The 23,788-nt window shown below is 42.4% G+C and carries 21 protein-coding genes; 13 read left to right on the top strand and 8 right to left on the bottom strand.

Going from position 1 to position 23,788, the window contains the following annotated elements; all coding sequences use genetic code 11:
• Positions 1-96 precede the first annotated feature (96 nt).
• Genes OHT75_RS09715 through OHT75_RS09695 form a run of 5 tightly spaced genes read right to left on the bottom strand, consistent with a single transcriptional unit; the run spans position 97 to position 4,958 of the window.
• Positions 97-2,115: a type IV pilus secretin PilQ gene (locus tag OHT75_RS09715; RefSeq protein ID WP_406682005.1), complete on the bottom strand. Its 2,019-nt coding sequence runs from the start codon at positions 2,113-2,115 to the stop codon at positions 97-99.
• A gap of 52 nt (positions 2,116-2,167) precedes the next feature.
• Complete coding sequence (locus OHT75_RS09710) at positions 2,168-2,692, bottom strand: pilus assembly protein PilP (protein ID WP_264726281.1); 525 nt, start codon at positions 2,690-2,692, stop codon at positions 2,168-2,170.
• Positions 2,693-3,310, bottom strand: coding sequence for a type IV pilus inner membrane component PilO (pilO, locus tag OHT75_RS09705; protein ID WP_264726280.1), 618 nt, complete (start codon positions 3,308-3,310; stop codon positions 2,693-2,695).
• Positions 3,307-3,891, bottom strand: a complete 585-nt coding sequence (locus OHT75_RS09700) for a PilN domain-containing protein (RefSeq protein WP_264726279.1) — start codon at positions 3,889-3,891, stop codon at positions 3,307-3,309. Before OHT75_RS09700 ends, pilO begins: the two co-directional genes overlap by 4 nt.
• On the bottom strand, positions 3,879-4,958 hold the full coding sequence (locus OHT75_RS09695; RefSeq protein ID WP_264726278.1) for a pilus assembly protein PilM: 1,080 nt from the start codon (positions 4,956-4,958) through the stop codon (positions 3,879-3,881). The genes OHT75_RS09700 and OHT75_RS09695 overlap by 13 nt, the downstream gene beginning before the upstream one ends.
• Positions 4,959-5,145: 187 nt before the next feature.
• Between OHT75_RS09695 and OHT75_RS09690 the strand changes: the two genes are divergently transcribed.
• Positions 5,146-7,701: a penicillin-binding protein 1A gene (locus OHT75_RS09690; RefSeq protein WP_264726277.1), complete on the top strand. Its 2,556-nt coding sequence runs from the start codon at positions 5,146-5,148 to the stop codon at positions 7,699-7,701.
• Between the two features lie 83 nt (positions 7,702-7,784).
• On the opposite strand, the gene yjjG is transcribed toward OHT75_RS09690, so the two are convergent.
• The 3 genes from yjjG to OHT75_RS09675 form a co-directional block, all read right to left on the bottom strand.
• Positions 7,785-8,468, bottom strand: a complete 684-nt coding sequence (gene yjjG, locus OHT75_RS09685) for a pyrimidine 5'-nucleotidase (RefSeq protein WP_264726276.1) — start codon at positions 8,466-8,468, stop codon at positions 7,785-7,787.
• Positions 8,469-8,541: 73 nt separating this feature from the next.
• Positions 8,542-9,609 carry an aminoglycoside phosphotransferase family protein gene (locus OHT75_RS09680; protein ID WP_264726275.1) on the bottom strand — a complete coding sequence of 356 codons (1,068 nt, stop codon included), beginning with the start codon at positions 9,607-9,609 and terminating at the stop codon, positions 8,542-8,544.
• Positions 9,610-9,658: 49 nt separating this feature from the next.
• The gene (locus OHT75_RS09675) at positions 9,659-10,909 is read right to left on the bottom strand and encodes a hypothetical protein (protein ID WP_264726274.1); all 1,251 of its coding nucleotides are present in this window, start codon (positions 10,907-10,909) and stop codon (positions 9,659-9,661) included.
• Between the two features lie 183 nt (positions 10,910-11,092).
• On the opposite strand from OHT75_RS09675, the gene gmk reads away from it, so the two are divergent.
• From gmk to OHT75_RS09615, 12 genes are all read left to right on the top strand, one after another.
• Entirely contained in the window at positions 11,093-11,716 is a 624-nt protein-coding gene (gene gmk / locus OHT75_RS09670; protein WP_264726273.1) for a guanylate kinase, read from the top strand.
• 61 nt (positions 11,717-11,777) lie between these two features.
• The gene (gene rpoZ, locus OHT75_RS09665; RefSeq protein WP_188735731.1) at positions 11,778-12,056 is read left to right on the top strand and encodes a DNA-directed RNA polymerase subunit omega; all 279 of its coding nucleotides are present in this window, start codon (positions 11,778-11,780) and stop codon (positions 12,054-12,056) included.
• 13 nt (positions 12,057-12,069) lie between these two features.
• Positions 12,070-14,172 (top strand): bifunctional GTP diphosphokinase/guanosine-3',5'-bis pyrophosphate 3'-pyrophosphohydrolase, encoded by a 2,103-nt coding sequence (gene spoT, locus OHT75_RS09660; protein ID WP_264726272.1) that lies wholly within the window; start codon positions 12,070-12,072, stop codon positions 14,170-14,172.
• A 34-nt stretch (positions 14,173-14,206) separates the two neighbouring features.
• On the top strand, positions 14,207-14,590 hold the full coding sequence (locus tag OHT75_RS09655; RefSeq protein WP_264726271.1) for a RidA family protein: 384 nt from the start codon (positions 14,207-14,209) through the stop codon (positions 14,588-14,590).
• An 81-nt stretch (positions 14,591-14,671) separates the two neighbouring features.
• Positions 14,672-15,373, top strand: coding sequence for a tRNA (guanosine(18)-2'-O)-methyltransferase TrmH (gene trmH / locus OHT75_RS09650; RefSeq protein ID WP_264726270.1), 702 nt, complete (start codon positions 14,672-14,674; stop codon positions 15,371-15,373).
• A 354-nt stretch (positions 15,374-15,727) separates the two neighbouring features.
• Complete coding sequence (locus OHT75_RS09645; RefSeq protein ID WP_264726269.1) at positions 15,728-17,383, top strand: AMP-binding protein; 1,656 nt, start codon at positions 15,728-15,730, stop codon at positions 17,381-17,383.
• Between the two features lie 152 nt (positions 17,384-17,535).
• Positions 17,536-18,465, top strand: coding sequence for a calcium/sodium antiporter (locus tag OHT75_RS09640; protein WP_264726268.1), 930 nt, complete (start codon positions 17,536-17,538; stop codon positions 18,463-18,465).
• 169 nt (positions 18,466-18,634) lie between these two features.
• Positions 18,635-20,710: an ATP-dependent DNA helicase RecG gene (gene recG / locus OHT75_RS09635; protein WP_264726267.1), complete on the top strand. Its 2,076-nt coding sequence runs from the start codon at positions 18,635-18,637 to the stop codon at positions 20,708-20,710.
• Between the two features lie 135 nt (positions 20,711-20,845).
• Entirely contained in the window at positions 20,846-21,736 is an 891-nt protein-coding gene (locus tag OHT75_RS09630) for a DUF3014 domain-containing protein (RefSeq protein WP_264726266.1), read from the top strand.
• A 210-nt stretch (positions 21,737-21,946) separates the two neighbouring features.
• Positions 21,947-22,684, top strand: a complete 738-nt coding sequence (locus tag OHT75_RS09625) for a beta-ketoacyl synthase chain length factor (protein ID WP_264726265.1) — start codon at positions 21,947-21,949, stop codon at positions 22,682-22,684.
• Positions 22,677-23,498, top strand: a complete 822-nt coding sequence (locus OHT75_RS09620) for a lysophospholipid acyltransferase family protein (RefSeq protein ID WP_264726264.1) — start codon at positions 22,677-22,679, stop codon at positions 23,496-23,498. Before OHT75_RS09625 ends, OHT75_RS09620 begins: the two co-directional genes overlap by 8 nt.
• Positions 23,499-23,524: 26 nt before the next feature.
• Entirely contained in the window at positions 23,525-23,782 is a 258-nt protein-coding gene (locus OHT75_RS09615) for a phosphopantetheine-binding protein (RefSeq protein WP_264726263.1), read from the top strand.
• Positions 23,783-23,788: the final 6 nt, after the last annotated feature.

Here is a 23,788-nt window from a genome sequence, read left to right as displayed (position 1 = left end):
GCAATTTATAACAATTTTATTAAATAAAAGTGTTATAGCTTACGCCAAAAACAAAGGCCAGCTTGATTTAGCTGGCCTTTATTAATTTATCATTGATTATAACTTTTCAGAAATAATCTTTGGGGTCACGAAAATCAGTAGCTCTTGTCGTTCATTTCGATCTGTCGTGTTTCTAAATAAGAAACCAACCAGAGGAATATCACCCAACACAGGTACTTTACTCACTCGACTAATTAAGTTTTGCTGGTAGATACCACCCAAAACAATGGTTTCGCCATTATCAACTAATACCTGAGTACCGATACGTTGCGTGTCGATAGATACGGCTTCACCTGTTGGGGTTTGAACTGTCTTACCTTGTGAATCTTGGGTGATTTCCAGATCGAGAATCACGCGATTATCTGGCGTAATTTGCGGTGTAACACGAAGTGATAAAACCGCTTTTTTAAAGCTCACCGATGTTGCACCACTGGACGCTGATTCCACATAAGGAATTTCAACACCCTGCTCAATATAAGCTGCTTTTTGATTTGACGTAGTGATGCGTGGGCTCGCGATGATTTCGCCTTTATTCTCTTGCTCAAGCGCACTTAACTCAAGATCTAACACTGTACCATCAGCTAACTTTGCCACATGAAAAGCAATACTCGTTGGATTGGAAACCGCTGCGGGCAAATTAACGTTTAAACGGTCATCTAATCCAGGGATAATTCCGCCGGCAATGCTATCTGCACCTTCAAGCGAACCTGAAGTGCCTTTAGTGCCTTGCTGATCGGTTATCCCCCAACGAATACCTAAATCTTCAGATACATCGTCTTTCACTGTTACCATACGTGATTCAATTAGTACCTGCTTGATAGGAATATCCAACACTTCGATGAGTCGATGAATGCTTTCTAATATTTCAGCAGTATCTTTTACCAGTAAAGTATTAGTACGCTCATCCACGGCAACACTACCGCGACTTGATAGCAAACTTGAGTCAGTGCCTTTTAATAATTCTGCTATGTCTAATGCTTTAGCATAATTAATTTGTAAAAACTCAGAATATAAAGGCGCTAACTCTTTTACTTCTTGCCTATTTTTAAGATCATTACTTTCACGAATTGCCAATTCTTCACTAGGGGCAACCATTAAAATATTACCTTCAATACGTTTATCAAGGCCTTTGGTTTGTAGAATTAAATCTAAAGCTTGATCCCAAGGCACGTCATCTAAACGTAGCGTGATATTACCTTCCACCGTATCACTAGTGACTAGGTTAAAGTTATTATAATCAGCAATAATTTGTAATACGGTACGAACTGAAATATTTTGAAAGTTTAGTGATAAAGAACGACCATTATATTTCTTATCTTCTTTGGCAACCGACACGCGTTCAACTTTATCAATGTTGACTTTGAATACATTACCATCTTGTTGGTAGTTGTATTCATAATTGCCATTCACATCGACTAAAATTCGTGAGGTTAAATCTTCTTTGAATGTTTCAAAACTCGTGACTGGCGTAGCAAAATCCTGTACATCCATGACATACAATAAATCATCACCAATATTAGTATTATAAAGTTTGATTTCTAATTTTGCGCCAATTTGTTCAACATTAGCGGCTACTGAACGATTACTTAAATTAAATAATAACTCACCTCCCCCTTTCGCATTGCGACGAAAATCGATGCTATTCACCGCATTGACAAATGGGTTATCAGCACTGGAGGGGCCTGATACCGCATCATTAATGGTTAAACGATAGGTATTACCTTCAATTTTGCCTTGATAAGGTTTGACGTCATTTAAGGCAACAACGATTGTTAAGCCATTCGCCTGCTGTTGAGCAATTAAAGATTTAACTCCAACCGTATCAATGGGCAGTTCGTTCTTACGTAAGCTAGATGTTGCTTCATCAAAACTTAAAATAATTTCAGCTGGATTGGCTGATAAGTCTACAGAAGGAGACGTAACAGCAGATTCAAACACGAGCTCTAATTCTAATTGATGATCGACAACAGAGTGATATTTCACATCTAATAGACGATTTTCAGCAACTGCGCTTGGTATTGCGCAAATTAATAATACGACCCCTAAGAGGGCCTTAACTGTTGATGAATTCGTCATTGATTTTCTCATCGCGGCAGAAGATTTCATTATTCCCTCATCCTTCGCACGGTTACTTGCCTGATAATTCTAAGTTGCTTGGACGTTCTGCCCAACAACCTGAACCATCAGGGATTAATTCTATAATTTCGATGTATTGGGGCGTTACATTTGAAATGCGACCATGATAAAGCCCTAAATACTCACCTACACCCATACGATAAACATTGGTATCTGCTGATTCAATTAAAGCCCAAATTTCATCGTCTTCACTTAACGTTCCACGCATCCTGAGATTATCTAACGCATAAGTTTCTAAGCGGCTTTTACGTCTTTTTAAATCAGGCTGTAAACAGTCTTTTGACGTATCGATAACTTCTTCAGTAAGTTCTCTTGATGGCGGAATAAAAGGACTGCGCATCAACTCAGCTTGATAAATAAAATGCTCAAATCTTGGCGTTTCTACTAACGGCGGTATGCGCGCAACATGTTGTGCTTTAGTGGTTGTCACAAACAACTCTAAATCACTCCGGTCTCCAATACAGCCTGTTAAAATCACGCTAAGGCTAACGCCAATCAATGCGGGTAAGAATTTCATTTATTTCTTCCCCTCACCAGTATCTTTAGGTAACTCAGCACCTTCTTTAAAGCGGTATGTCTTAGCGAGTATCTCCATAGACAAGCCGCCGCCTTCTTTTTGACTGATACTAAAATCATGCAAACTGACAATACGTGGGAGTTTGGCGACTCCACTGACCATATTTCCAATTTGGTGATAATCACCTTCCACATTTAATCGAATTGGAAATTCAATGTAAAAATCGCGTTCAATTTCATCTTCCCAATCTAAGCTATTTATTCTTAAGCCAGCATCTGTTGCAACAAAGGTAATATCATCTAATAAACCAGGCATCTCATTTTCTGAAGGAAGCATTTTTAGTAGCTCTGCAAATTGCGCTTCCATGATGACTAATTGTTCACGATATAACTTTAGATTAGCAGCTAATCGATATTTAGTTTCAAAATCGGCTTTTAATTCGATTTCTTTTTTCTGTTCTGACTCCATGACGGCAATCGTATCAGCAATAAATAAATAATAACTGGCACCGATTACACATAAAGATAGAAAGCCAGCAAACACTAGCTTAACTAATTTAGGCCAGCCGCCAATATTCTCAAAATCAATATCATTAAATTGGTCTAAATCAAGATTCATTTTTCCGCTCCTTGTTGCATATCAAGGGCTTTATTACCAAACTCGTCAGTAATCGAGACCCTTAATTTGAAGCGCTGTAGCTGACGTAAATTTTCATTTTGAGAAATAATGGATTGCATACTTGGATCGGTTAAATAACTTGAGGTTTTGACTTTCCTCATCATATTGGCAACGTTGTTATTAGATTCGCTTCGCCCTTCAATCCACAGAATACTGCCTTTTTTCTCAATACTAGATAAATAGATACCTGGTGGCACAATTCTCACCAACTCATCTAATACATGTGTCGGCAAATTACGAGATTGCTGAAGACCTAAAATAATTTCAGTTCGGCGCTCGATATCTTTTTTACGCTCGGTAATTTTTTTGATTTCGGCGATCTGAGTATCTAATAAACTAATTTCTGACTGTAAATAACTATTACGTTGACGTTGATCCTCGGTAACTAATTCAAGATAACTAATAAACAGATATACCAGTAAAGACGTGACCAAAAATACTAGGGCAAGAATACCAATAAAATCACGTTTTTGTTTTTCCCGTGCTTCTTCACGCCACGGAAGTAAGTTTATGTTCGCCATTGAGCGTAACTCCTCAGCGCCAAGCCACTTGCTACCATGAACTTGTTAATTGATGGCTGTAATTGTGATTTAATTGCTTCATCAGCATGCAAGCAACCTTGAAACGGATCGGCAACAATTGCATGCACACCAAGCTCATTAGTTAAAACGGTTGTCATGCCCTCTAACTTACCCGTTCCACCACACAACACCACATAATCGACTTTCTCACGGCCGCTGGCGGTGCAGTAGATTTGTAAGGTACGTTTAATTTGCTGCAACAGTTGAGTTTGGAAAGGTGATAACACCTCAAACATATAATTTCTGGGTAAATTGTTGCTTACTTTAGCTGATTCGGCTTCAGCATATGGCATGCCATAGAAAGAGAGAATCGATTGTGTGAATAACTCACCACCAAATGCTTGCTCTCGAATAAAGGTTGTTTCACCTTTTTCAACAACAGCAAACGTAGTGATATTGGCGCCAATGTCTACCATAGCAATAATTTTATCTTTAGCGCCGTCAGGTAATTGGGCATAAATCAGTTCTGCAGAGCGTCCTAATGCATATCCTTCTACATCGACCACTTTAACATCAAGCTCTACTGCATCAAGTGCATCTACGCGAGAGTCAATATTCTCAGTACGGCAAGCACTTAGCAAAACATCGACCTTAGACGGATCGGTGATGTTCGGGCTTAAGGTTTCAAAATCGATACTGACTTCGTCAAGAGAATAAGGAATAAGGTTGTCGGCTTCGATTTCAATTTGTGCTTCCATTTCTTCTTCGTTTAGTGAAGCGTCCATGTAAATCACTTTGGTCATCACCGCAGAACCAGAAACAGCAACAGCCGCAAACTTTACCCCTTTGGGTAAAGAGCGTTTAAGTTGTCTCAAAGATTCTAATACGGCTTCAGAGTCTCGAATGTCATGATCAGCAACAGCGCCTTTTTTAATTGGCACTGTCGCATAATTTTGAATTTTATATCCATCAGCGGTCTTACTAAGCAATATGGCTTTGACTTCATGGGAACCAATATCAACACCCACCATTTGCGGAGCTTGACGCTTCCATAATTTAGAAAGCATATTCCGTCATCACAATTCTATTATTGTTTTAAAAAGATAGTAGCACAAAATCATCTCGTTACACTTATTTGTATAAAATGTTTCTATATTTTACAAATACTATTTTTAGTTTACATGTTTTTACTTCACCAAAATGCTTGTGGCTTATATACTAATGGTCCTATTTTTAAGATTTTGGAATACATGTGTGAAGTGGTTTAAAAGATTACTAATTGCCTTTTTTAGTTTAGCTTTACTCGGTGTAGGCGCAATTGCTGCTGCATATTTTTATGTATTACCAGATCTACCTGACGTTAACTCCCTAAAGACAGTCCAATTGCAAACGCCGTTGCGCATATACAGTAGCGATGGGAAACTTATTTCACAATTTGGCGAAAAACGCCGCGTCCCTGTTGAGTACAAGGACGTTCCTCAGCAATTAATTAATGCGGTACTGGATACCGAAGATGCCCGTTTTTTTGAACACAAAGGGATCGATCCTATCGGTATTATACGTGCGGCAACCATTTTAATTACCACAGGTAAAAAAAGCCAAGGCGCCAGTACGATTACGCAGCAGGTTGCCCGAGGCTTCTTTTTATCGAATGAAAAAACTTATATTCGAAAAATCAAAGAAATCTTTTTGGCTTTAAAAATTGAAAAAACTTTAAACAAAGAAGAAATTCTCACACTTTATTTAAATCGATCATTTTTAGGTAACCGTGCATACGGGGTAGGCGCTGCCGCACAGGTTTACTATGGCAAAAACTTACATGAACTCACATTGCCAGAAATGGCAATGATTGCGGGCTTACCGCAAGCGCCTTCTGCGGCCAACCCTATCCGTAATCCATCAAGAGCAATCGCACGTCGAAATTGGGTGTTAAGTCGTATGTTGGAAAAAAACAACATCACGCAAGCACAATACCAAGAAGCGATAGACACTCCCGTGACGGCAAAATACCACGGCGCAGAAATTGATTTATATGCTCCATATATTTCTGAAATGGCGCGCGATTATATGATTCAGAAGTATGGTGAAGAAGCAGCTTATACAAACGGATATAACGTCTACACAACCATTTCATCTGAATTGCAGTTAATGGCACAAGATGCATTGCGTGATAACGTTTATGCTTATGATCAACGCCATGGTTATCGTGGCCCTATTTCTCAGCTTTGGACAGAAACACCTTTAGCCCGAGACGCAATTATTGAGCAATTGAAAAAAACTGAACCTATGCAAGGTATCGTACCTGCGGCAGTCATGGACATCACTGATAAGCAGGCAAAAGTCTTATTGGCTGATGGCCAAGATATCACTATCGATTGGGCAGGATTAAAATGGGCACGTAAGTTTATCAGCGATAAACGTCAAGGCTTACCGCCTAAACTCGCTAGCGATATTTTGCAAGTTGGGCAGCAGGTTTACGTCCGTAATAATGGCGAATTCTGGCAATTATCACAAATCCCTGAGGTATCCAGTGCCACAGTAAGTCTTGACCCATTTGATGGCGCGATCCGCACTCTTGTCGGTGGATTTAGTTTTAGTCAAAGCCAATTCAACCGAGTAACACAGGCTAAGCGTCAATTAGGTTCAAATATTAAACCGTTTATTTACGCCACGACATTAGAACAAGATTGGACATTGGCTACCTTGATCAATAATGCCCCGATCAATAAACCTGATACTCGACAAGGTACAGCTTGGCGACCTAAAAACTCACCCGACATCTATGGTGGCCCAACGCGTTTACGTGTAGGTTTGGCGCAATCGATTAACGTCATGTCAGTTCGGGCCATGCGTCATGCAGGTTTGCAAAACACGATTGATGAGCTGGTTAAATTCGGTTTTGATCCTAAAGATTTACCCCGTAACGAATCATTAGCGCTTGGCTCACCATCTGTGACGCCTTTGCAAGTTGCTACTGCATTTAACGTTTTTGCTAACGGCGGTTATTTAGTTGAGCCTTATTTCATTGACCATGTCACAGATGCTTATGACAATATCATTGAACAAGCCTCACCGACTTTAGCTTGTTCACCTGCGGCTGCCCCTGCTTCAGAGTCGTTTAATCAGCAATCCGATACCAATACTATCAACGATCCTTTGGCAACGATGGACGCTGAATTAACCGCTGAAAATAGCGATACTGAATTAGTCTGTAATCGTGAAAATGGCCGTTATGCGGATCAGATCATCACTGAACAAACGGCATTTTTAATTACAGAATCATTGAAAAGTGTTATTTGGGGCGGTGGTGATTGGAGCAAAGGAACAGGCTGGAATGGTACTGCTTGGCGCGCGTCAAAATTAATTAAACGCCATGACATAGCCGGTAAAACTGGGACAACTAATGAATCCCGTGATACTTGGTTTAGTGGCTTTAATCCAACATTAACCTCTACCTTCTGGGTGGGCTTTGATGATCATGGCCGTCAACTTGGCCGTGCTAGCTGGATGGCTAATGGTGCACCAGATCAAATATCAGGGGCCGAAGCTGGTGCTAAAACTGCGGGGCCAGGCTGGAATGACTTTATGAATAAAGCCTTAAAGGGCACTCCTGAACATTCGACTGAGCCACCAAAGGGTATTGTGTCTGTACGGATTGATTTGGAAACCGGTAAACTCACGCGCAAAACCGATCATACTACGGCTTTCGAATACTTCGTTGAGGGCACTGAACCTAAAGAATATGCCACTGAAGCCCAAGAATCTGGCGAGATATTTATTGATAATGTTGCCGAAGATTTGTTCCAATAGCATTGATAAAAAGAGTGTCAGTTAATTAGCGACAAAGCCGCCTTAAGTGAAAACTTAAGGCGGCTTTTTCATGTGTTCTTATATTATAAAAACAAGCGCTGATGTAACTCTGTTAACGAAGAAACTTGGTAATGAGGTTGAATATTGGCATCATTTACTTGGCCATTGGCATTTAACCAACAGGTTTCAACACCGGCATTGATCCCGCCTAAAATATCTGATTGAAGGGTATCCCCAACCATAAGTATGTGATGTTTTTGCGGCTGACCCATTTTTTCAAAAGCATGATCAAATATCGCTTTATCCGGTTTGGCTTTACCCACTTGCTCAGAAATAATCACCTGAGAAAACGCACTATCCATGCCAGTCTTTTGTAAACGAGCCTGCTGTAATTGTGTAAAACCGTTAGTAATAATCCCAAGATTAACTTTACCCACTAAGGCATTAATTAACGCTTTTGCCCCAGGTAATGGCTCACAAATATCCGCCATTGCCATTAAAAAATCATGGTTAAGTTGTTCAGGTTTAACTGCTAACTTGGTCCCCCACTCTACAAACCTTTGGGTTTGTAATGTGTGCGCGCTAATCGTTCCATTTTGGTACTCAACCCAAAGTGGTTTATTCACTTTTTGATAATGATCAAAATCCGACTGATTGAATGCTATGTTATATTTTGAAAATAATAACTTAAGCCCAGCAAATGCATCAAAATGAAACAAGGTTTCATCAGCATCAAATAATATCCACTGGTATTTAGAAATATGCATTTTTTGTTCTCAAGCAGGTTGAGTCGATTATTTTTATCGACTCAGAATAGGTAATTTTGATTTTTAAAGAGTACTATTCAAACAAAGGCTTTAATTGTGACTCTTGCGCTAACAGGCTTTTAAAAATCGTCAACTGGTTAGCTGCACGGTCAAGATTATGATGAGGTTTATGAATAGAGAAGTACACATCACCATTGATATGGTCTGCTAAAAAACGGCTACCCAACATTAATGCCATCACTTTAATACCTAACCATAAACTGCGCTTTTCTATCGGTGTAATTATCCCATCGAGGGCATTGATATAACTTTCACTGGCCGCGGCTATAATTTCAGGCCTTGCAATGACTTTATCTAGGGCTGTGGAATCTTCTTCCTCAGGGGAGCAAAAAGCACGCACCATATCACCAAAATCATACATTAAATACCCTTTCATACAGGTATCCAAATCAATGATAGCCATGCTAGACATGTCGCGTTTATCAAACAGCATATTATTGATTTTTGTATCATTATGACAAACTCTAAGTGGTAATAATGATTCAACAAGTTTGAGCTCTTCAAACAATGCTGTTTGGCTAAAGACTAGATCTACCCATTGCTGACATTCAGCCAAACGCTGACATTTGTCGTCAGCCACGGCTTGTTGCAATTGGCTTAATCTAAAGGGCAAATTTAAAAAGTCATTGATCACATCTTTAATGCAATTGGGACTTAATGAGCTTAATGCTGCAGCAAAGTGACCAAAGGCACCGGCGGCCATTTTTGCTTGCTCAGTATTATTGACCACTTCTATGGTATGGCTATTGGGTAGATAAGTGATTGCCCGCCAAAAACCAAGTGACTGCAAATCTACCCCATAATGTTGCTCTAGGGTTGGTACAGGTTTCACAACCTGTAATTTATAACAATGCGAATCACGCTGTTGCTGTAAGTGTTCGCTGATATAAAGTGCATTTTGAATCAACTCTTGGGGTTGAGTAAATACATCGGTATTAATTTTTTGCAGTACAAACTCGCCTTCAGGCCAACGCACTAAAAAGGTTTGATTAATATGTCCATTTCCAAGCGCTGAGATAGTGACTTTATCTAAACCAATACCATAATGAGGCAACACTTGCTGCCTAATAAAATCACTCACTCACACACTCCATTTCATTTTGTCGCTCAATCTGATTAACGATATTGCTTTAATTAGTTGGTAAATAATCTGCAAATACTTGATGCTGCATCAAGGTTGCTTGACTGCCTTTTAGGCTAAAATCATAACCACAAAGTTTAAAACTACCACGCATTGCAATGTGATTAATAATAGATTTGTTATCTAAAGGTGAAAAACGCGCTTCAGTGGCTTCATCGCTCAATAAATCAACAGTAATTGGACGATATTCGCTGCCATCGTTAAATACTAATTCACTACAAGCTTTATCGCCTTTGGCGGTATCAAGCCGCCATATGTTTTGTGCCGAGCCGGTATCCCCCAACCAACGAAGAATAAAAATGTCATTTTGCATCACAATCCAAAAACCATCCGGCAACTTTGCTGAAATCCGCTCAACTTGCTGCTCAACATGGGACTCGGTTACCTCAACATTCTCATTGGTATCATTTTCACCACTGGTTAAGCTCACTAGCCCCCACACAATCAGCCCAGATATCAATAACACGCCAGTTATTTTCGCCGCCCAAAGAAGTGGAACATGATGTTCTTTGGCGCGATTAAGCCAAGATTTGACTAATTCGGTCACTGAGCCAGCGTCTAATGCATCATGGTCAACGTCAAAACGATGCGATGCTTGCCATGATTTTCCGAAAAAAGGCTCACTGGTTTTATCACTTGCTTCGACAATGGGCTCACGCTGCAAAGATTCTTTATGAATGTCAGTCTTATGGGCTTCTAGATCATCGAAAGTGGACACCTTTATCTGTGGTTCCAAGTTCTCGACAGTCATTTTGAACTCTTTACTTGCAGATTTTGCGGTATCATTTACATATTGACCAAAGACTTGCGGCTCATGGCGTTTTCTTGCTCGGCCGAGTATAGCCTGAGGCTGTGTTTTGGCGCCAAAATACCCTTCAACATATTTAGCCTGATTATCTTTGGCCGGAAAAAAGCTGATAAATGTACTGCAAGCCACACCTAATAAGCCAATGCCAGTGATCACACCTAATGGCCAAAACCAATAACAACTCAAGCCAAACAACAAATGGGGTAAGAGTGGCATTAATACCCAATACAGTGGTTTAGCCGCATCAATTAAACGCCGAGCTGTCGACAACCCCATCACCACACTGCTTAGCAATGTGACACATAAAATCAGCACACTTTGTGGAAAAACCAAACTTACTAACGGCAAAATGCCAAAGCTTGCTAATGTAATCCCCATAAAACGGAAGGCATTGTCGCGGCCCTGATAGCACCAAAGCGTGTTTAACTGCATTAAAAAATCCTTGAATCGTAAGCCAAGCGACTCTTTTGAGCCACGGCGTGCATTTTAATATGAATCACTCAAAAAAGAGAGTGCTGAATACAATCTCTGTGGGCAGTAATTTTATGGCTATGTTGCCCGATTCGGTTGAGTTATAATGTTAAGCTTTATTAATCCTAATGCGAGAGCAGCACTATGAGTATTCGTGGCAATCTTTTTATCGTGTCAGCCCCCAGTGGCGCAGGAAAGTCTTCTTTGATATCAGCACTATTAAAAGATAAACCCAGTGATATGCAAGTTTCTGTCTCTCATACCACGCGTCAACCCCGTCCTGGTGAAGTGAATGGGCAACATTATCATTTTGTCAGCATTGAAGCGTTCAAAGCGTTAATCGCTGCGAATGCTTTTTTTGAATGGGCTGAAGTATTCGGTAATTATTACGGAACGTCACGTACTGTTATCGAACAAACCCTAGCCAAAGGCATTGATGTTTTTTTAGATATTGATTGGCAAGGTGGCGAACAAGTTAAAAAGCTCATGCCAGAAGCGATTGGGGTATTTATTTTACCCCCCTCAAAAGCTGAATTAGCACGCCGTTTAACTGGCCGCGGCCAAGATAGCCAAGCGGTCATTGATAGCCGTATGGCACAGGCCGTATCAGAAATGTCTCATTATACTCAATATGATTTTGTCATTGTGAATGACGATTTCGATACTGCATTAGTTGATTTACAAGCGATCATTCGTAGCCAACGACTAACCTGTGCTAGTCAGAGCCATACTCACAATGGTATGCTTGTCGATCTATTGGCAAACTAATTGTCTTAGTGTACAATTTTGCGTCATTTTTTCCCCATAGATAACACTGGAGTTTCAACACATGGCTCGCGTAACTGTAGAAGACGCTGTAAATAAAATCGGCAACCGTTTTGATATGATTTTGGTTGCGGCGCGTCGTGCACGCCAAATCGCCGTGCAGGGTAAAGACCCTATGGTTGAAGAGATGAATGATAAGCCAACGGTTATCGCTTTACGCGAAATCGAATTAGGTTTAGTCACCTCTAATACTTTAGACGCTGATGAGCGTCAAACTGTCCGTGAGCGCGAAGCTGCTGAAATAGCTGCTGTTGCTGCCATTGCAGAAGGTCGTGTAATTTAAGGAGTAGCGCCACTTGTATCTGTTTGAAGGTCTCAAGGAGTCGGCTTCCGCTTATCTAGACGCGGAGCAAGTAGAATTACTCAAGCAGGCCTATTTGGTTGCGCGAGATGCCCATGAAGGGCAGATGCGCACAAGTGGCGAGCCTTACATCACCCATCCGGTTGCGGTTGCCCGCATCCTTGCTGACATGCGTCTTGATTATGAGACGTTAATGGCAGCCTTACTTCATGACACCATCGAAGACACCCCCGTCACCAAAGAAGAACTCGCAGAGTTATTTGGTGCCGATGTGGCAGAATTAGTCGAGGGTGTTTCTAAGCTAGATAAAATCAAGTTTCGTGACAAGAAAGAAGCGCAAGCTGAAAACTTTCGCAAAATGATGATGGCTATGACGCAAGATATTCGCGTTATTCTTATCAAACTAGCTGACCGTACCCACAATATGCGCACCTTGGGGGCGCTTCGTCCTGATAAGCGTCGCCGCATTGCCCGTGAAACGCTTGAAATCTACGCCCCCATAGCCAACCGACTTGGTATTCACAATATCAAAATTGAATTGGAAGATTTGGGCTTTCAAGCCTATTACCCAATGCGATATCGGGTCATTAAAGAAGTGGTTAAATCTGCTCGTGGCAATCGCAAAGAATTAATCAACAGTATTGAAGGTGCGATTGAAACGCGTCTAGAAGACGCAGGTATTCCGGCAAAAGTGAAAGGCCGAGAAAAAAACCTGTACTCTATTTACCGTAAAATGCGCAATAAAGAGCTGCAATTTGAAGAGGTAATGGACATATACGCCTTCAGGGTTATTGTCGATAGCATCGACACCTGTTACCGCGTATTAGGGGCAATGCATGGCTTATACAAGCCTCACCCTGGCCGCTTTAAAGACTACATTGCCATCCCCAAAGCTAATGGTTATCAATCATTGCATACATCACTATTTGGTCCCCATGCTGTGCCTGTTGAAGTGCAAATTCGCACCGAAGAAATGGACCAAATGGCTGATAAAGGGGTTGCTGCGCATTGGATGTACAAAAATAATACTGATGCTTCACAGCAAAGTACCACCCAAGTTAGAGCGCGAAAATGGATGCAAAGCCTGCTGGAGCTTCAGCAAAGTGCCTCCAGCTCATTTGAGTTTGTTGAAAACGTTAAAACTGAGCTTTTCCCCGACGAAATTTATGTATTTACCCCTGAAGGGCGAATATTAGAATTACCCGTCAACGCAACTGCTGTCGACTTCGCGTATGAAGTCCATACCGATGTCGGTAATACCTGTGTAGGCGCTCGCGTTAACCGCCAGGCTTATCCGTTAAGTCAGCCATTAATTTCTGGGCAAACAGTCGAAATTATTACCGCCAAAGGCGCGCGTCCCAATGCTGCTTGGCTTAACTTTGTGGTAACAGGTAAAGCGCGCGGCAAAATTAGACAGGTACTAAAAAGCTTAAAAGGCGATAACGCCATTGCATTAGGTCGCCGCCTACTCAACCATGCCTTGGGTGAAACTAAAATTGAACATATCCCTGTTGATCTGATAGATAAAGTCATTAAAGAAACGAAACATAAGAGTTTAGATTCCTTACTGGCAGATATTGGTTTGGGTAATGCCATGAGTATTGTCATTGCGCAGCGTTTGATGGGACAAAAATTAGAATCGGCATCCAAAGATGGCAACGCTATGCCAATTCGCGGCGCTGAAGGCATGTTAGTGACTTATGCGAATTGTTGTAGGCCTATCCCTGGGGATGCGGTAATTGCGCATGTTAGCCCAGGTAAAGGTTTAGTGGTTCACATGGAAAGCTGCGCCAATATTCGCGGTTATCAAGGTGAGCCAGACAAGTATATTCCTGTGCATTGGGATAATGCTGAAGGGGTTGAATACCACGCTAACTTGCGGGTTGAAATTGTTAACCACCAAGGGGCATTAGCTAAAATCACCTCCATTATCGCCTCTGCGGGTTCAAATATTCATAATTTAAGCACCGAAGAGCGTGATGGCCGAGTCTACCAAATTAATTTACGTATATCAGTAAAAGACAGGGTACATTTAGCCAATGTAATGCGTCGTATTAGGGTGCTTCCTGAAGTATTACGCACATCGCGCAACCGATAACCTACAATCATAATAATCAACAAGAGACATTATCATGGCAGAAAAAATCATTATCGCGACCGATAAAGCACCGCAGGCGATTGGCACATATTCACAGGCCGTTAAAGTTGGCAGTACCGTTTATCTTTCAGGTCAAATTCCATTAGATCCCGCCACAATGACGATGGTAAGCGATGAGTTTTCTGCTCAGGTTGTACAGGTATTTGAAAACTTAGCCGCCGTTTGCACCGCGGCTGGCGGCAACATGAGTGACATCGTTAAGTTAAATATCTTTTTAACCGATTTATCGCATTTTGCAACAGTGAATGACATCATGAGCCGTTATTTCCAACAACCCTACCCTGCACGTGCAGCAATTGGCGTAAAAGAACTGCCAAAGGGATCATTGGTTGAAATGGATGGGATCATGGAGCTATAAGCTTGATACTCAAGCCAGTCCATATCCCAAAATAGAGGGCGCTTAAGCGCCCTTTTTGTTTTATCAACATGAACAATTATTATGAGTCCAGAACGCTACGCCCGCATTAATCAAATGCTAGACAACCGCCAAACGGATCTAACACTCTGCTTAGATACTGTGCATAAAACCCAAAACATTGCCGCGGTAATTCGTACTGCAGATGCTGTAGGTATCCATCAAATTCATGCGGTTTGGCCCGATGCTGACATGCGTGTTTCAGGTAATACGGCATCAGGTAGTCAGCAGTGGGTCAAAACCCTGCAATACAACAGCATGAGTGAAGCAGCTGAACAGTTTAATTCACAAGGCATGCAAGTGTTGGCAACTAATTTTTCAGCTGACGCCATCGACTTTAGAGACATTGATTACACTAAACCCACAGTCGTTATTGTAGGTAACGAGCGCGACGGTGTCAGCGATGAAGGCCTTGCAATTGCCGATCAGCATATCATCATTCCAATGCTTGGCATGGTGCAATCGCTTAATGTATCTGTAGCTTCAGCATTAATTATGTATGAGGCCCAACGCCAACGTCAGCAAGCTGGTATGTATGGCACGCGTCAGTTAGATGAAGCTTATTGTCAAACAATGCTGTTTGAACAAGGCCACCCTATCTATGCCAAAGCCTGTAGACGTAAAAATATTCCTTATCCTAGGATTGATGAACAAGGGCAAATAGCTGCTAATCAAACTTGGTGGCAACGGATGCGTGAACCCGATCCCAATGCTGAACAAGTTTAACTGAACATCTGCGAGTGCTGATGAGCTTCTTTGCCAAAAAGAGTGGCTAACGCCAAGCTTGCGGCGATCCCATTGGGACAACATAACCGTCCCACTTTGTACCCAACAATTACCTCGTAAAATCACAACAATTTCATATAACTTATTCAACCTGCCACAAACAACATCGTTAAGTAATCTAAATAATGGCCAAATATCATCCACTTTGCTGCTGGTCAGAGCTTATTATTAACTGATAACGTTTAATATCACAGCAACGTAAACCATTTGCGCCGGCTCACAAAACTCGCCATACTAGTTCAAACGCATGTTTGAACTAGTCTTATTAATAACAAAAAATCAGAGAATAGCCCTATGAATAATGCAATGAAAACACCCGTTGAGATGCTTGCGCATTGGGTTGAAACTCAAGGTGATAAAGTTTATCTACGCCAACCCATAGATGGAAAATATGTCGATTTTACTTGGCGTGAAGTACAACAAAAAATGCAACAGATCACCGGAGCCTTGCGCCATTTAGGCTTAGTTCCTGGCGACAAAGTTGCCATTTTATCTAAAAACTGTGCCGAATGGTTCATTACCGATCTGGCATTAATGCACGGCGGTTACATCAGTGTACCGATTTATCCAACAGCCAATGCCGATACCATTCGTTATGTATTAGAACACAGTGGCACCAAAGCCATTTTTATCGGTAAGTTAGATTATTGGGCGGATCAAGAAGCAGGCGTAGGTGGGGATATCTTACGCTTGGCGATGCCTTACGACACCATGCCTGCACAATATCAATGGGATCAATTGCTATCCTTGGGACAACCGCTGGTCGATGCCGAGTACCCTGCACCCGATGCCACAATGACATTAATTTACACCTCAGGTTCAACCGGTAAACCTAAAGGTGCAATTCATACGTTTGCAAATTATACCTGGACCTGCAACGCAGTTGTACGTGATTTGCAAACCAACACAGCTGATAGATTAATATCGTATCTACCTCTGGCTCATATTACTGAGCGGGTGGCTATGGAAGGCTCTTCTTTTTATTCAGGCTCATCGGTAGCCTTTGTCGAAAGTCTTGACAGTTTCGTCACCGATGTACAACGCTGCCGTCCAACGGTTTTCTTCTCTGTGCCGCGTTTATGGACGTTATTCCAGCTGAACATTATCAATAAAATTGGTGAGAATAAGCTTAACTTTCTCTTAAAAGTACCAATCATCAGTAGCATAGTTAAACGCAAAATCCAAAAAGGTTTAGGCTTAGAGCATTGCCGCTTATTAGGATCTGGCTCTGCCCCTATTCCGCCAACACTCTTGCAGTGGTATCACAGCATTGGTATGAATATCTGTGAAGCCTGGGGCATGACGGAGAATTGTGCTTACTCGATTATCAATTTCCCATTCAATCCCAATAAAATTGGCAGTGTGGGTCGTGCCATTGAAGGTTGCCAAGTTCGCCGAACTGAACAAGGTGAATTAATGGTCAAAAGTCCCGGTTTAATGAAAGGCTACTACCTGCAAGAAGAAGCCACTGCCGCGGCATTTGATGAGGATGGCTTTTTCTATACTGGCGATTTATGCGAGATAGACAGTGATGGTTATATTGATATCACTGGCCGAGTCAAAGATAATTTTAAAACCTCAAAAGGAAAATATGTGGCACCGGTGCCGATCGAACGTAAGTTGGCTCAGGATTCACACCTTGAGTTAATTTGTGTCATTGGTTCAGGTTTACCCCACCCCGTTGCATTGGTGCAATTATCTGAGGGCGCAAACAGACAGCCACGTGAAGAAGTGCGCACCTCATTAAAAGCCACCTTAGACAGCATTAATCCTAACCTAGAATCCCATGAACATGTCGATGCGATTGTGGTGGTAACTGACCCCTGGACCATTGAAAATGATGTGCTAACACCTACGCTTAAAATTAAACGCCATGTACTAGAAAAAGCGTTTAGTGCCAAAGTAGAAGGTGTACGTGGAGCAAAAGTGCGCTGGGAAGATGAGCTATAACTCGATGAATTAAAATTCATGAGATAGATAAAAAAATACACGCTGAATGCGTGTATTTTTTTGACATATTCTGTCAACATATGCCGACGAAAACTGTCACCTTAAGTGCTGAAAAAACTGCCACTTGGGTAACCTAATTTAAAGAGAGTATCATGTTGATTGCATTGGCTATTATTGGCGGATTTATCATTTTAACCTTCGGCGCAGAAGCCTTAGTGCGTGGCGCGAGTGCTGTCGCGTTACGTTTGGGTATTGCACCTTTGATCATTGGTTTAACCATTGTCGCCTTTGGTACCAGCGCACCAGAGCTAGCAGTAAGCGTTAAATCTGCTTTAGCGGGCAATTCAGGCATAGCGCTTGGCAACGTTGTGGGATCAAACATTGTCAATATTGGCTTAATTTTAGCGCTAACCGCACTTATCAGACCCATCCAAATCCAATCGCAAATGGTAAAGCGCGATATTCCCATTATGATTGGCGCGTCTGTTCTAGTCTGGTTTTTATTGATAGATGGTGATGTAAGCTTTATCGACGGTGCGATTTTATTTAGCCTGTTGATCGGTTATTTAGTGTTCAGTTACATCAGTTCAAAAAATGAGCCTGAAGCGTTAGATATCGATACCACTCCACAAAACCCTCTGCTGTCTATTGGCCTTATTGCTGTCGGTATCGCGATGTTAGTCGGCGGCGGCATTCTATTTGTCGATGGCGCGGTAGACCTTGCCAAAATGTTTGGTATTAGCGAAGTCATTATTGGTTTAACTATTGTGGCTATTGGCACCAGCATGCCTGAACTCGTCACCTCAGTGATGGCTGCGTTAAAGGGACAAAGTGATATCGCTATCGGTAACGTTGTAGGCTCTAACATCTTCAACATCCTTGGTATTTTAGGCGCTACGGCGTTAATACACCCCGTATCGGCAGAGGGCTTTAATCAGATCGACTTTATTGCGATGATTATTTTTGCCATCTTAGTACTACCATTTGCCTGGAGCGGTCTGCGTATCGGGCGTCGTGAAGGCGCATTATTACTGGCGGGCTATATTGGATATACCAGCTATTTGATTTCTCAAGTGGTGTAATTACCAGCGTGTTTAATTCAATATTAAGGGCCCTGAATACTCAGTATTTGGGGCTTTTTCTTTTTTATGCTTCATCACGTTGCCTTAGGGACAATCTCTGCTAGTATAGACAAAATACATGTATATATTTACAGTGTTATTTCAATAAGCGAATTGGAGTCAGTTGCATTTGTTGCGTTTAGATTTAGTGCCCATTACTGAACTAAAAGGTGTGGCCAAAAAAGTGGCTGAAAGGCTGCATAAATTAGGCATAAAAACAGTGCAAGATGTGCTGTTTCACTTACCTCTACGCTACGAAGACCGTACCCAAATTTATCCTATCGCCAGCTTACCTTTTGGCAGTTATGGCACCATTGAAGCGCAAGTGCAATCGACGCAAATTATTCAAGGTCGCCGCCGAATGCTAATTTGCAATGTGCGCGATGATACCGGCCCAATGACCTTACGTTTTTTTAATTTTTCGATGGCACAGCGTAGCGCCATGCAACAGGGGGCGATGATCAGAGCCTATGGTGAAATCCGCCGCGGTAATTACCATGCTGAAATTGTTCACCCTGAATATAAAATCATTCAAGTAGGTGACGATGCCAATTTGAGCGAGACTTTAACGCCCATCTATCCAACAACTGAAGGGCTAAAGCAAGCCAGTTGGATAAAGCTCACCGATCAAGCGTTATTAATGCTTAGTCAAGGAGGGTTAGCTGAGCTAATTCCCACCAACTTACAACCGAATAATTTAAGCCTGCCTCAAGCTTTAATGATATTGCATCGACCCGATAAAAACGTCGACCCACATGTGCTGGAGCAAGGCGATCATCCTGCCCAACAACGTTTAGTGCAAGAGGAATTACTGGCGCATAATTTAAGTATGTTGCAGTTAAGACAAAAGTCTCGACGTGATAATGCTGTTTCCCTGTCAGTCAATGGGCAATTGCTCAATCCATTTTTAAAAAATTTACCATTCAAACCCACAGGTGCCCAGCAGCGTGTCGTGGCAGAAATAGCCACAGACTTACACCAAGTCCACCCCATGATGCGCTTAGTGCAAGGTGATGTCGGCTCGGGAAAAACTCTGGTTGCCGCAATGGCCGCGCTACAAGCAATAGAAAACGGTTATCAAGTTGCCATGATGGCACCAACAGAACTATTAGCAGAACAACATGCTGCTAATTTTGCACAATGGTTTGAGCCACTGGGATTAAAAGTGGGCTGGTTAGCGGGTAAACTTAAAGGCAAAGCCAGAGCCCAGTCTTTAGCTGATATCGCCTCTGGTTCTGCTCAAATGGTCATTGGCACCCATGCGATATTTCAAGATGCGGTACAATTTCATCAGCTTGCCCTGATCATTATCGATGAGCAACACAGATTTGGTGTACATCAACGCTTAGGGTTACGAGAAAAAGGTGTGCATCAAGGGTTTCACCCACACCAACTGATCATGACCGCCACGCCCATACCTCGCACACTGGCCATGACAGCCTATGCCGACCTTGATACCTCTATTATTGATGAACTACCACCGGGCAGAACACCAGTGAGCACGGTGGCGGTATCCGATAACCGCCGTAGCGATGTCATCGAACGCGTTAGATTGGCCGCGCTACAGGATAATCGCCAAGCTTACTGGGTATGCACCTTAATTGAAGAATCTGAAGTGCTGGAGTGCCAAGCGGCTGAAGACACTGCCGCTGAACTCACCGAGGTACTGGCTGAATTGAAAGTCGGCTTGGTGCATGGACGAATGAAAAGCGCAGAAAAGCAAGCCGTTATGGCACAATTTAAAGCCGGCGAAATACACCTACTTGTGGCCACAACAGTGATTGAAGTTGGCGTAGATGTGCCCAATGCCAGCTTAATGATTATTGAAAACCCAGAACGTTTAGGACTAGCACAGCTGCACCAACTGCGCGGGCGAGTTGGCCGCGGCGCGATAGCCAGCCATTGTGTGTTGCTATATAAAGCGCCTTTATCACAAACAGCAACCAAGCGTTTAGGCGTCTTACGTGACAGTAATGATGGCTTTGTGATTGCCCAAAAAGATCTTGAAATTCGAGGACCTGGCGAGGTACTCGGTACTCGACAAACGGGTCTTGCTGAATTGAAAATTGCAGATTTAGTCCGTGACCAACATTTAATACCCAGTATTCAAAAATTGGCGGTGCATATTCATCAACAGGTGCCTGACAATGTCGGTCCGATCATTGAGCGATGGTTGGGTGAACGCCAACAGTATGTGCAAGCATAATATTGGGCAAAAAAAATGATTTTTTATTTATATTTCAACCCTCCTATAGACAAGCAAGCGTAATCTTGCACAATGTACAGAGTATTATTGGTTTTAATCTTGTGTATTATCAGCTTTAGCAGCTAAGGAATTACAATGCAGGTTAATAAAGAAGATCGAGCAACTCCCGCACCAACAACAGAGCCCAAATCGGGCTCCAACACCACAGTGATTAGCGTAGTGGTCGTTGCACTTATAGCGGCGGCTGGTTACTTCTATATGAGTGGAGATGACACGATAGAAACGGAGCAAACGATCCCCACACCGGTTGTGTTACCTGAGCCTATCCCTGAAGAACCGATTGAACAACCCCCTATCGAAGAGCCTGCCATTGAAGAGCCTGTTATTGGGTCGGATGTGGTGCCGCTTGGTGAGCCTGAAACACCCGCAGCTATTATAGAGCCTTTGCCCGCACTAGCGGAATCAGATGATTTTGTGGCTAAAAAGGCCCTTGCTGTGGCCAGTGGCATGAAGATTGAACCACTGATTTTGAAAAAAGATATGGCGCGCCAATTTGTGGTCTTTATTGATAACCTAGCCCAAGGTGAATTGATCCGTAAAGCCAGTCCGATGATAGGCCCTGACAATAAATTTACCACCAGTGAAATCACTAACAAAACTTATTTAAACCCTGATAGCTATCACCGTTATGATATTTATGCTGACTTTGTCAGTGGTTTAAACGATCAAGAATTAGCCGCCACATACCGTGAGTTAAAACCCTTATTTGAAGAGGCGTTTGCTGAATTAGGCTATACCGATACCAGCTTTGATGCTCGTATGCAGCAAGCCTTTAAAATGATTGCTGACGCCCCTATCGTTGAAGACCCTATTGAGTTAACGTCAATTTCGGTTAACTACAAATATGTAGATGCCAACTTAGAAGCCTTGCCTAATGCTCAAAAGCTTTTAATCAGAATGGGTCCTGAAAATACCCGTAAGATAAAAAATGCCGTAAAACGTTTACAACCTTTACTGCCAAACTAACAGCATCAAACACTTTGAGGTCACTTTTATCATAAAGTGACTCTAAAAAAGCAGCGAAAATGCCATCATTGACGCTGCTTTTTTATGCCTTAAACACTGTCTCACAGTTCCTACTTTAGTGTACAATTGCCTCGGTTAATTTTGAATCTTGCTTATGCTGCCGAAATTAACACTTAGATATGGACGACTAGGCAACACTGAGGCAATGTAATGCAGTTAGCATTTGATATTTTATCATGGGGAGCATGGACACCCGACTTTCAAACAAAAGAGAGTTGGTTGAACTGGCAATCACCTAATCACGATGCTGCACCCACTTCAGTTGCCCCTGCATTACCGCACATTCCTGCAATGCAACGTCGTCGTTTTAGTCGATTAACTAAAATGATGCTTCACGTTGCTTTTGAATGTCAGGCGCAATCTCACACCCGCAGTGTATTTGCCTCGCGTCACGGTGAGCTCAATCGCACCATAGGGTTGCTAGAAGATGTTATCGCCAAACAACCACTTTCCCCAATGGCCTTCAGTCAATCTGTTCACAATACCGGCAGTGGCATTTATGGCATAGTCAGTGGTAATACCGCCAGTTCAACATCCATTGCAGCAGGAGCGCAAAGCTTGCCGCAGGTGTTTATTGAAACCTACGGTCAACTAGTCGCAAACCCTGCGCCTGTACTGCTGATTTTTGCTGATGAACCTGTCCCACCTGTGTATAACGAATTTATCAATGAGGTCGAGTTATCCATTAGCTTAGGGGTTTTGCTCACTCTCGCATCTGATACGCCAAATCCGCACAGTATTGCCAGACTCACATTAACCCCACCTGACACTCGCCAACACACAGATGCAGCCCTCTGTTTGAGTCAACTCATCCATCATCTTGCTAGCAATAAAGCCCTAAAAGGTAAGATGTGCCGATGGCATTGGGCACTAACACCTTATGCATAATACCAAGCAAACACGCTCGCCCGCACCAAAGCTAGCTGGGATCGCTTATATACCTAGATGGATTGGTGGTGTCGGGTGTTATTTGATGTTTGGCTTGGGTGGGTTGCTCAGTTCGTTGACCATTTTACCCATACTGCGTTTTTGGCCGGGCACCTATGCTGTTAAAGTGGCAAGGGTGCAGCATTTTGTCAGTTGGATGTTTCGTGGTTTTGTTGCCATGCTCACCTTTGCTGGGGTAATAAAAGTCAGCCAAACACAGATTAAACGCCTCAACAACGTCACAGGCACTATCGTTGTAGCTAACCACCCCACGTTGGTGGATGTAGTAGTACTCATCAGCTTGATGCCCAATGTGGGTTGTGTGGTTAAACAAACATTATGGCGCAACCCGTTTATTCGCGGGGTATTATCCTGTGCGGGGTATATTCCTAATCGCGGTGCGGCACTGTTACTCGAAGATTGCGCTCAGGTGTTAGCGCGTGGCACTAATTTGATTATTTTTCCTGAAGGTACGCGCACTGTCGAAGGCAGCATCATTAATCCTTTTGCACGTGGTGCCGCTAATATTGCCCTGCGAACCCAAACCAATATTTTACCCGTGATATTGCGAACCGATGTCGCAGGGTTAACCAAACAGCAACCATGGTATGAAATTCCACGACAAACGATTAATATGTCGGTTGAAGTCGGTGATATTTTTTGTTTCCAAACTTATCAACAACTCGATGGCGGCGATGCTAAGCTGGCGAGACAAATGACGCGAGAGTTAGAAACGTTTTACAAAACACAATTAGTACACCCGATCCCGTTTTAGATATTTGCAACCAATAAGAATAGAAAATGACCACGTTAAATAATGACATCAAACAACTCATCATTGATTGTTTAGATCTTGAAGATATCTCAGTTGATGATATCGACACCGATGCGCCTCTTTTTGGCGAAGGCTTAGGCTTGGATTCAATCGACGCTTTAGAATTAGGGTTAGCCATTAAAAAACAATTTGATATTAAAATTGAAGCTAACTCTGACGCCACCAAAGCCCACTTTTACAGTGTGGCCAGTTTGGCCAGTTTTATTGAGTCACAGCGCGTTTAGGAGCCA

Source organism: Shewanella subflava (genome assembly GCF_025971955.1).
GTDB classification, from domain to species: domain Bacteria; phylum Pseudomonadota; class Gammaproteobacteria; order Enterobacterales; family Shewanellaceae; genus Shewanella; species Shewanella subflava.
Note: the sequence above shows the minus strand (reverse complement) of the source record. Positions and strands in the feature narration are given on the sequence as shown.

Excerpts from the sequence above, each read along its gene's own strand:
- OHT75_RS09710 (WP_264726281.1), bottom strand. The coding sequence starts at position 2,692 with ATGAAATTCTTACCCGCATTGATTGGCGTTAGCCTTAGCGTGATTTTA.
- rpoZ (WP_188735731.1), top strand. The coding sequence starts at position 11,778 with ATGGCTCGCGTAACTGTAGAAGACGCTGTAAATAAAATCGGCAACCGT.
- OHT75_RS09695 (WP_264726278.1), bottom strand. The coding sequence starts at position 4,958 with ATGCTTTCTAAATTATGGAAGCGTCAAGCTCCGCAAATGGTGGGTGTT.
- OHT75_RS09645 (WP_264726269.1), top strand. The coding sequence starts at position 15,728 with ATGAATAATGCAATGAAAACACCCGTTGAGATGCTTGCGCATTGGGTT.
- OHT75_RS09640 (WP_264726268.1), top strand. The coding sequence starts at position 17,536 with ATGTTGATTGCATTGGCTATTATTGGCGGATTTATCATTTTAACCTTC.
- trmH (WP_264726270.1), top strand. The coding sequence starts at position 14,672 with ATGAGTCCAGAACGCTACGCCCGCATTAATCAAATGCTAGACAACCGC.
- OHT75_RS09655 (WP_264726271.1), top strand. The coding sequence starts at position 14,207 with ATGGCAGAAAAAATCATTATCGCGACCGATAAAGCACCGCAGGCGATT.
- yjjG (WP_264726276.1), bottom strand. The coding sequence starts at position 8,468 with ATGCATATTTCTAAATACCAGTGGATATTATTTGATGCTGATGAAACC.
- OHT75_RS09700 (WP_264726279.1), bottom strand. The coding sequence starts at position 3,891 with ATGGCGAACATAAACTTACTTCCGTGGCGTGAAGAAGCACGGGAAAAA.
- pilO (WP_264726280.1), bottom strand. The coding sequence starts at position 3,310 with ATGAATCTTGATTTAGACCAATTTAATGATATTGATTTTGAGAATATT.
- OHT75_RS09675 (WP_264726274.1), bottom strand. The coding sequence starts at position 10,909 with ATGCAGTTAAACACGCTTTGGTGCTATCAGGGCCGCGACAATGCCTTC.
- gmk (WP_264726273.1), top strand. The coding sequence starts at position 11,093 with ATGAGTATTCGTGGCAATCTTTTTATCGTGTCAGCCCCCAGTGGCGCA.
- OHT75_RS09630 (WP_264726266.1), top strand. The coding sequence starts at position 20,846 with ATGCAGGTTAATAAAGAAGATCGAGCAACTCCCGCACCAACAACAGAG.
- OHT75_RS09715 (WP_406682005.1), bottom strand. The coding sequence starts at position 2,115 with ATGACGAATTCATCAACAGTTAAGGCCCTCTTAGGGGTCGTATTATTA.
- OHT75_RS09615 (WP_264726263.1), top strand. The coding sequence starts at position 23,525 with ATGACCACGTTAAATAATGACATCAAACAACTCATCATTGATTGTTTA.
- OHT75_RS09620 (WP_264726264.1), top strand. The coding sequence starts at position 22,677 with ATGCATAATACCAAGCAAACACGCTCGCCCGCACCAAAGCTAGCTGGG.
- OHT75_RS09625 (WP_264726265.1), top strand. The coding sequence starts at position 21,947 with ATGCAGTTAGCATTTGATATTTTATCATGGGGAGCATGGACACCCGAC.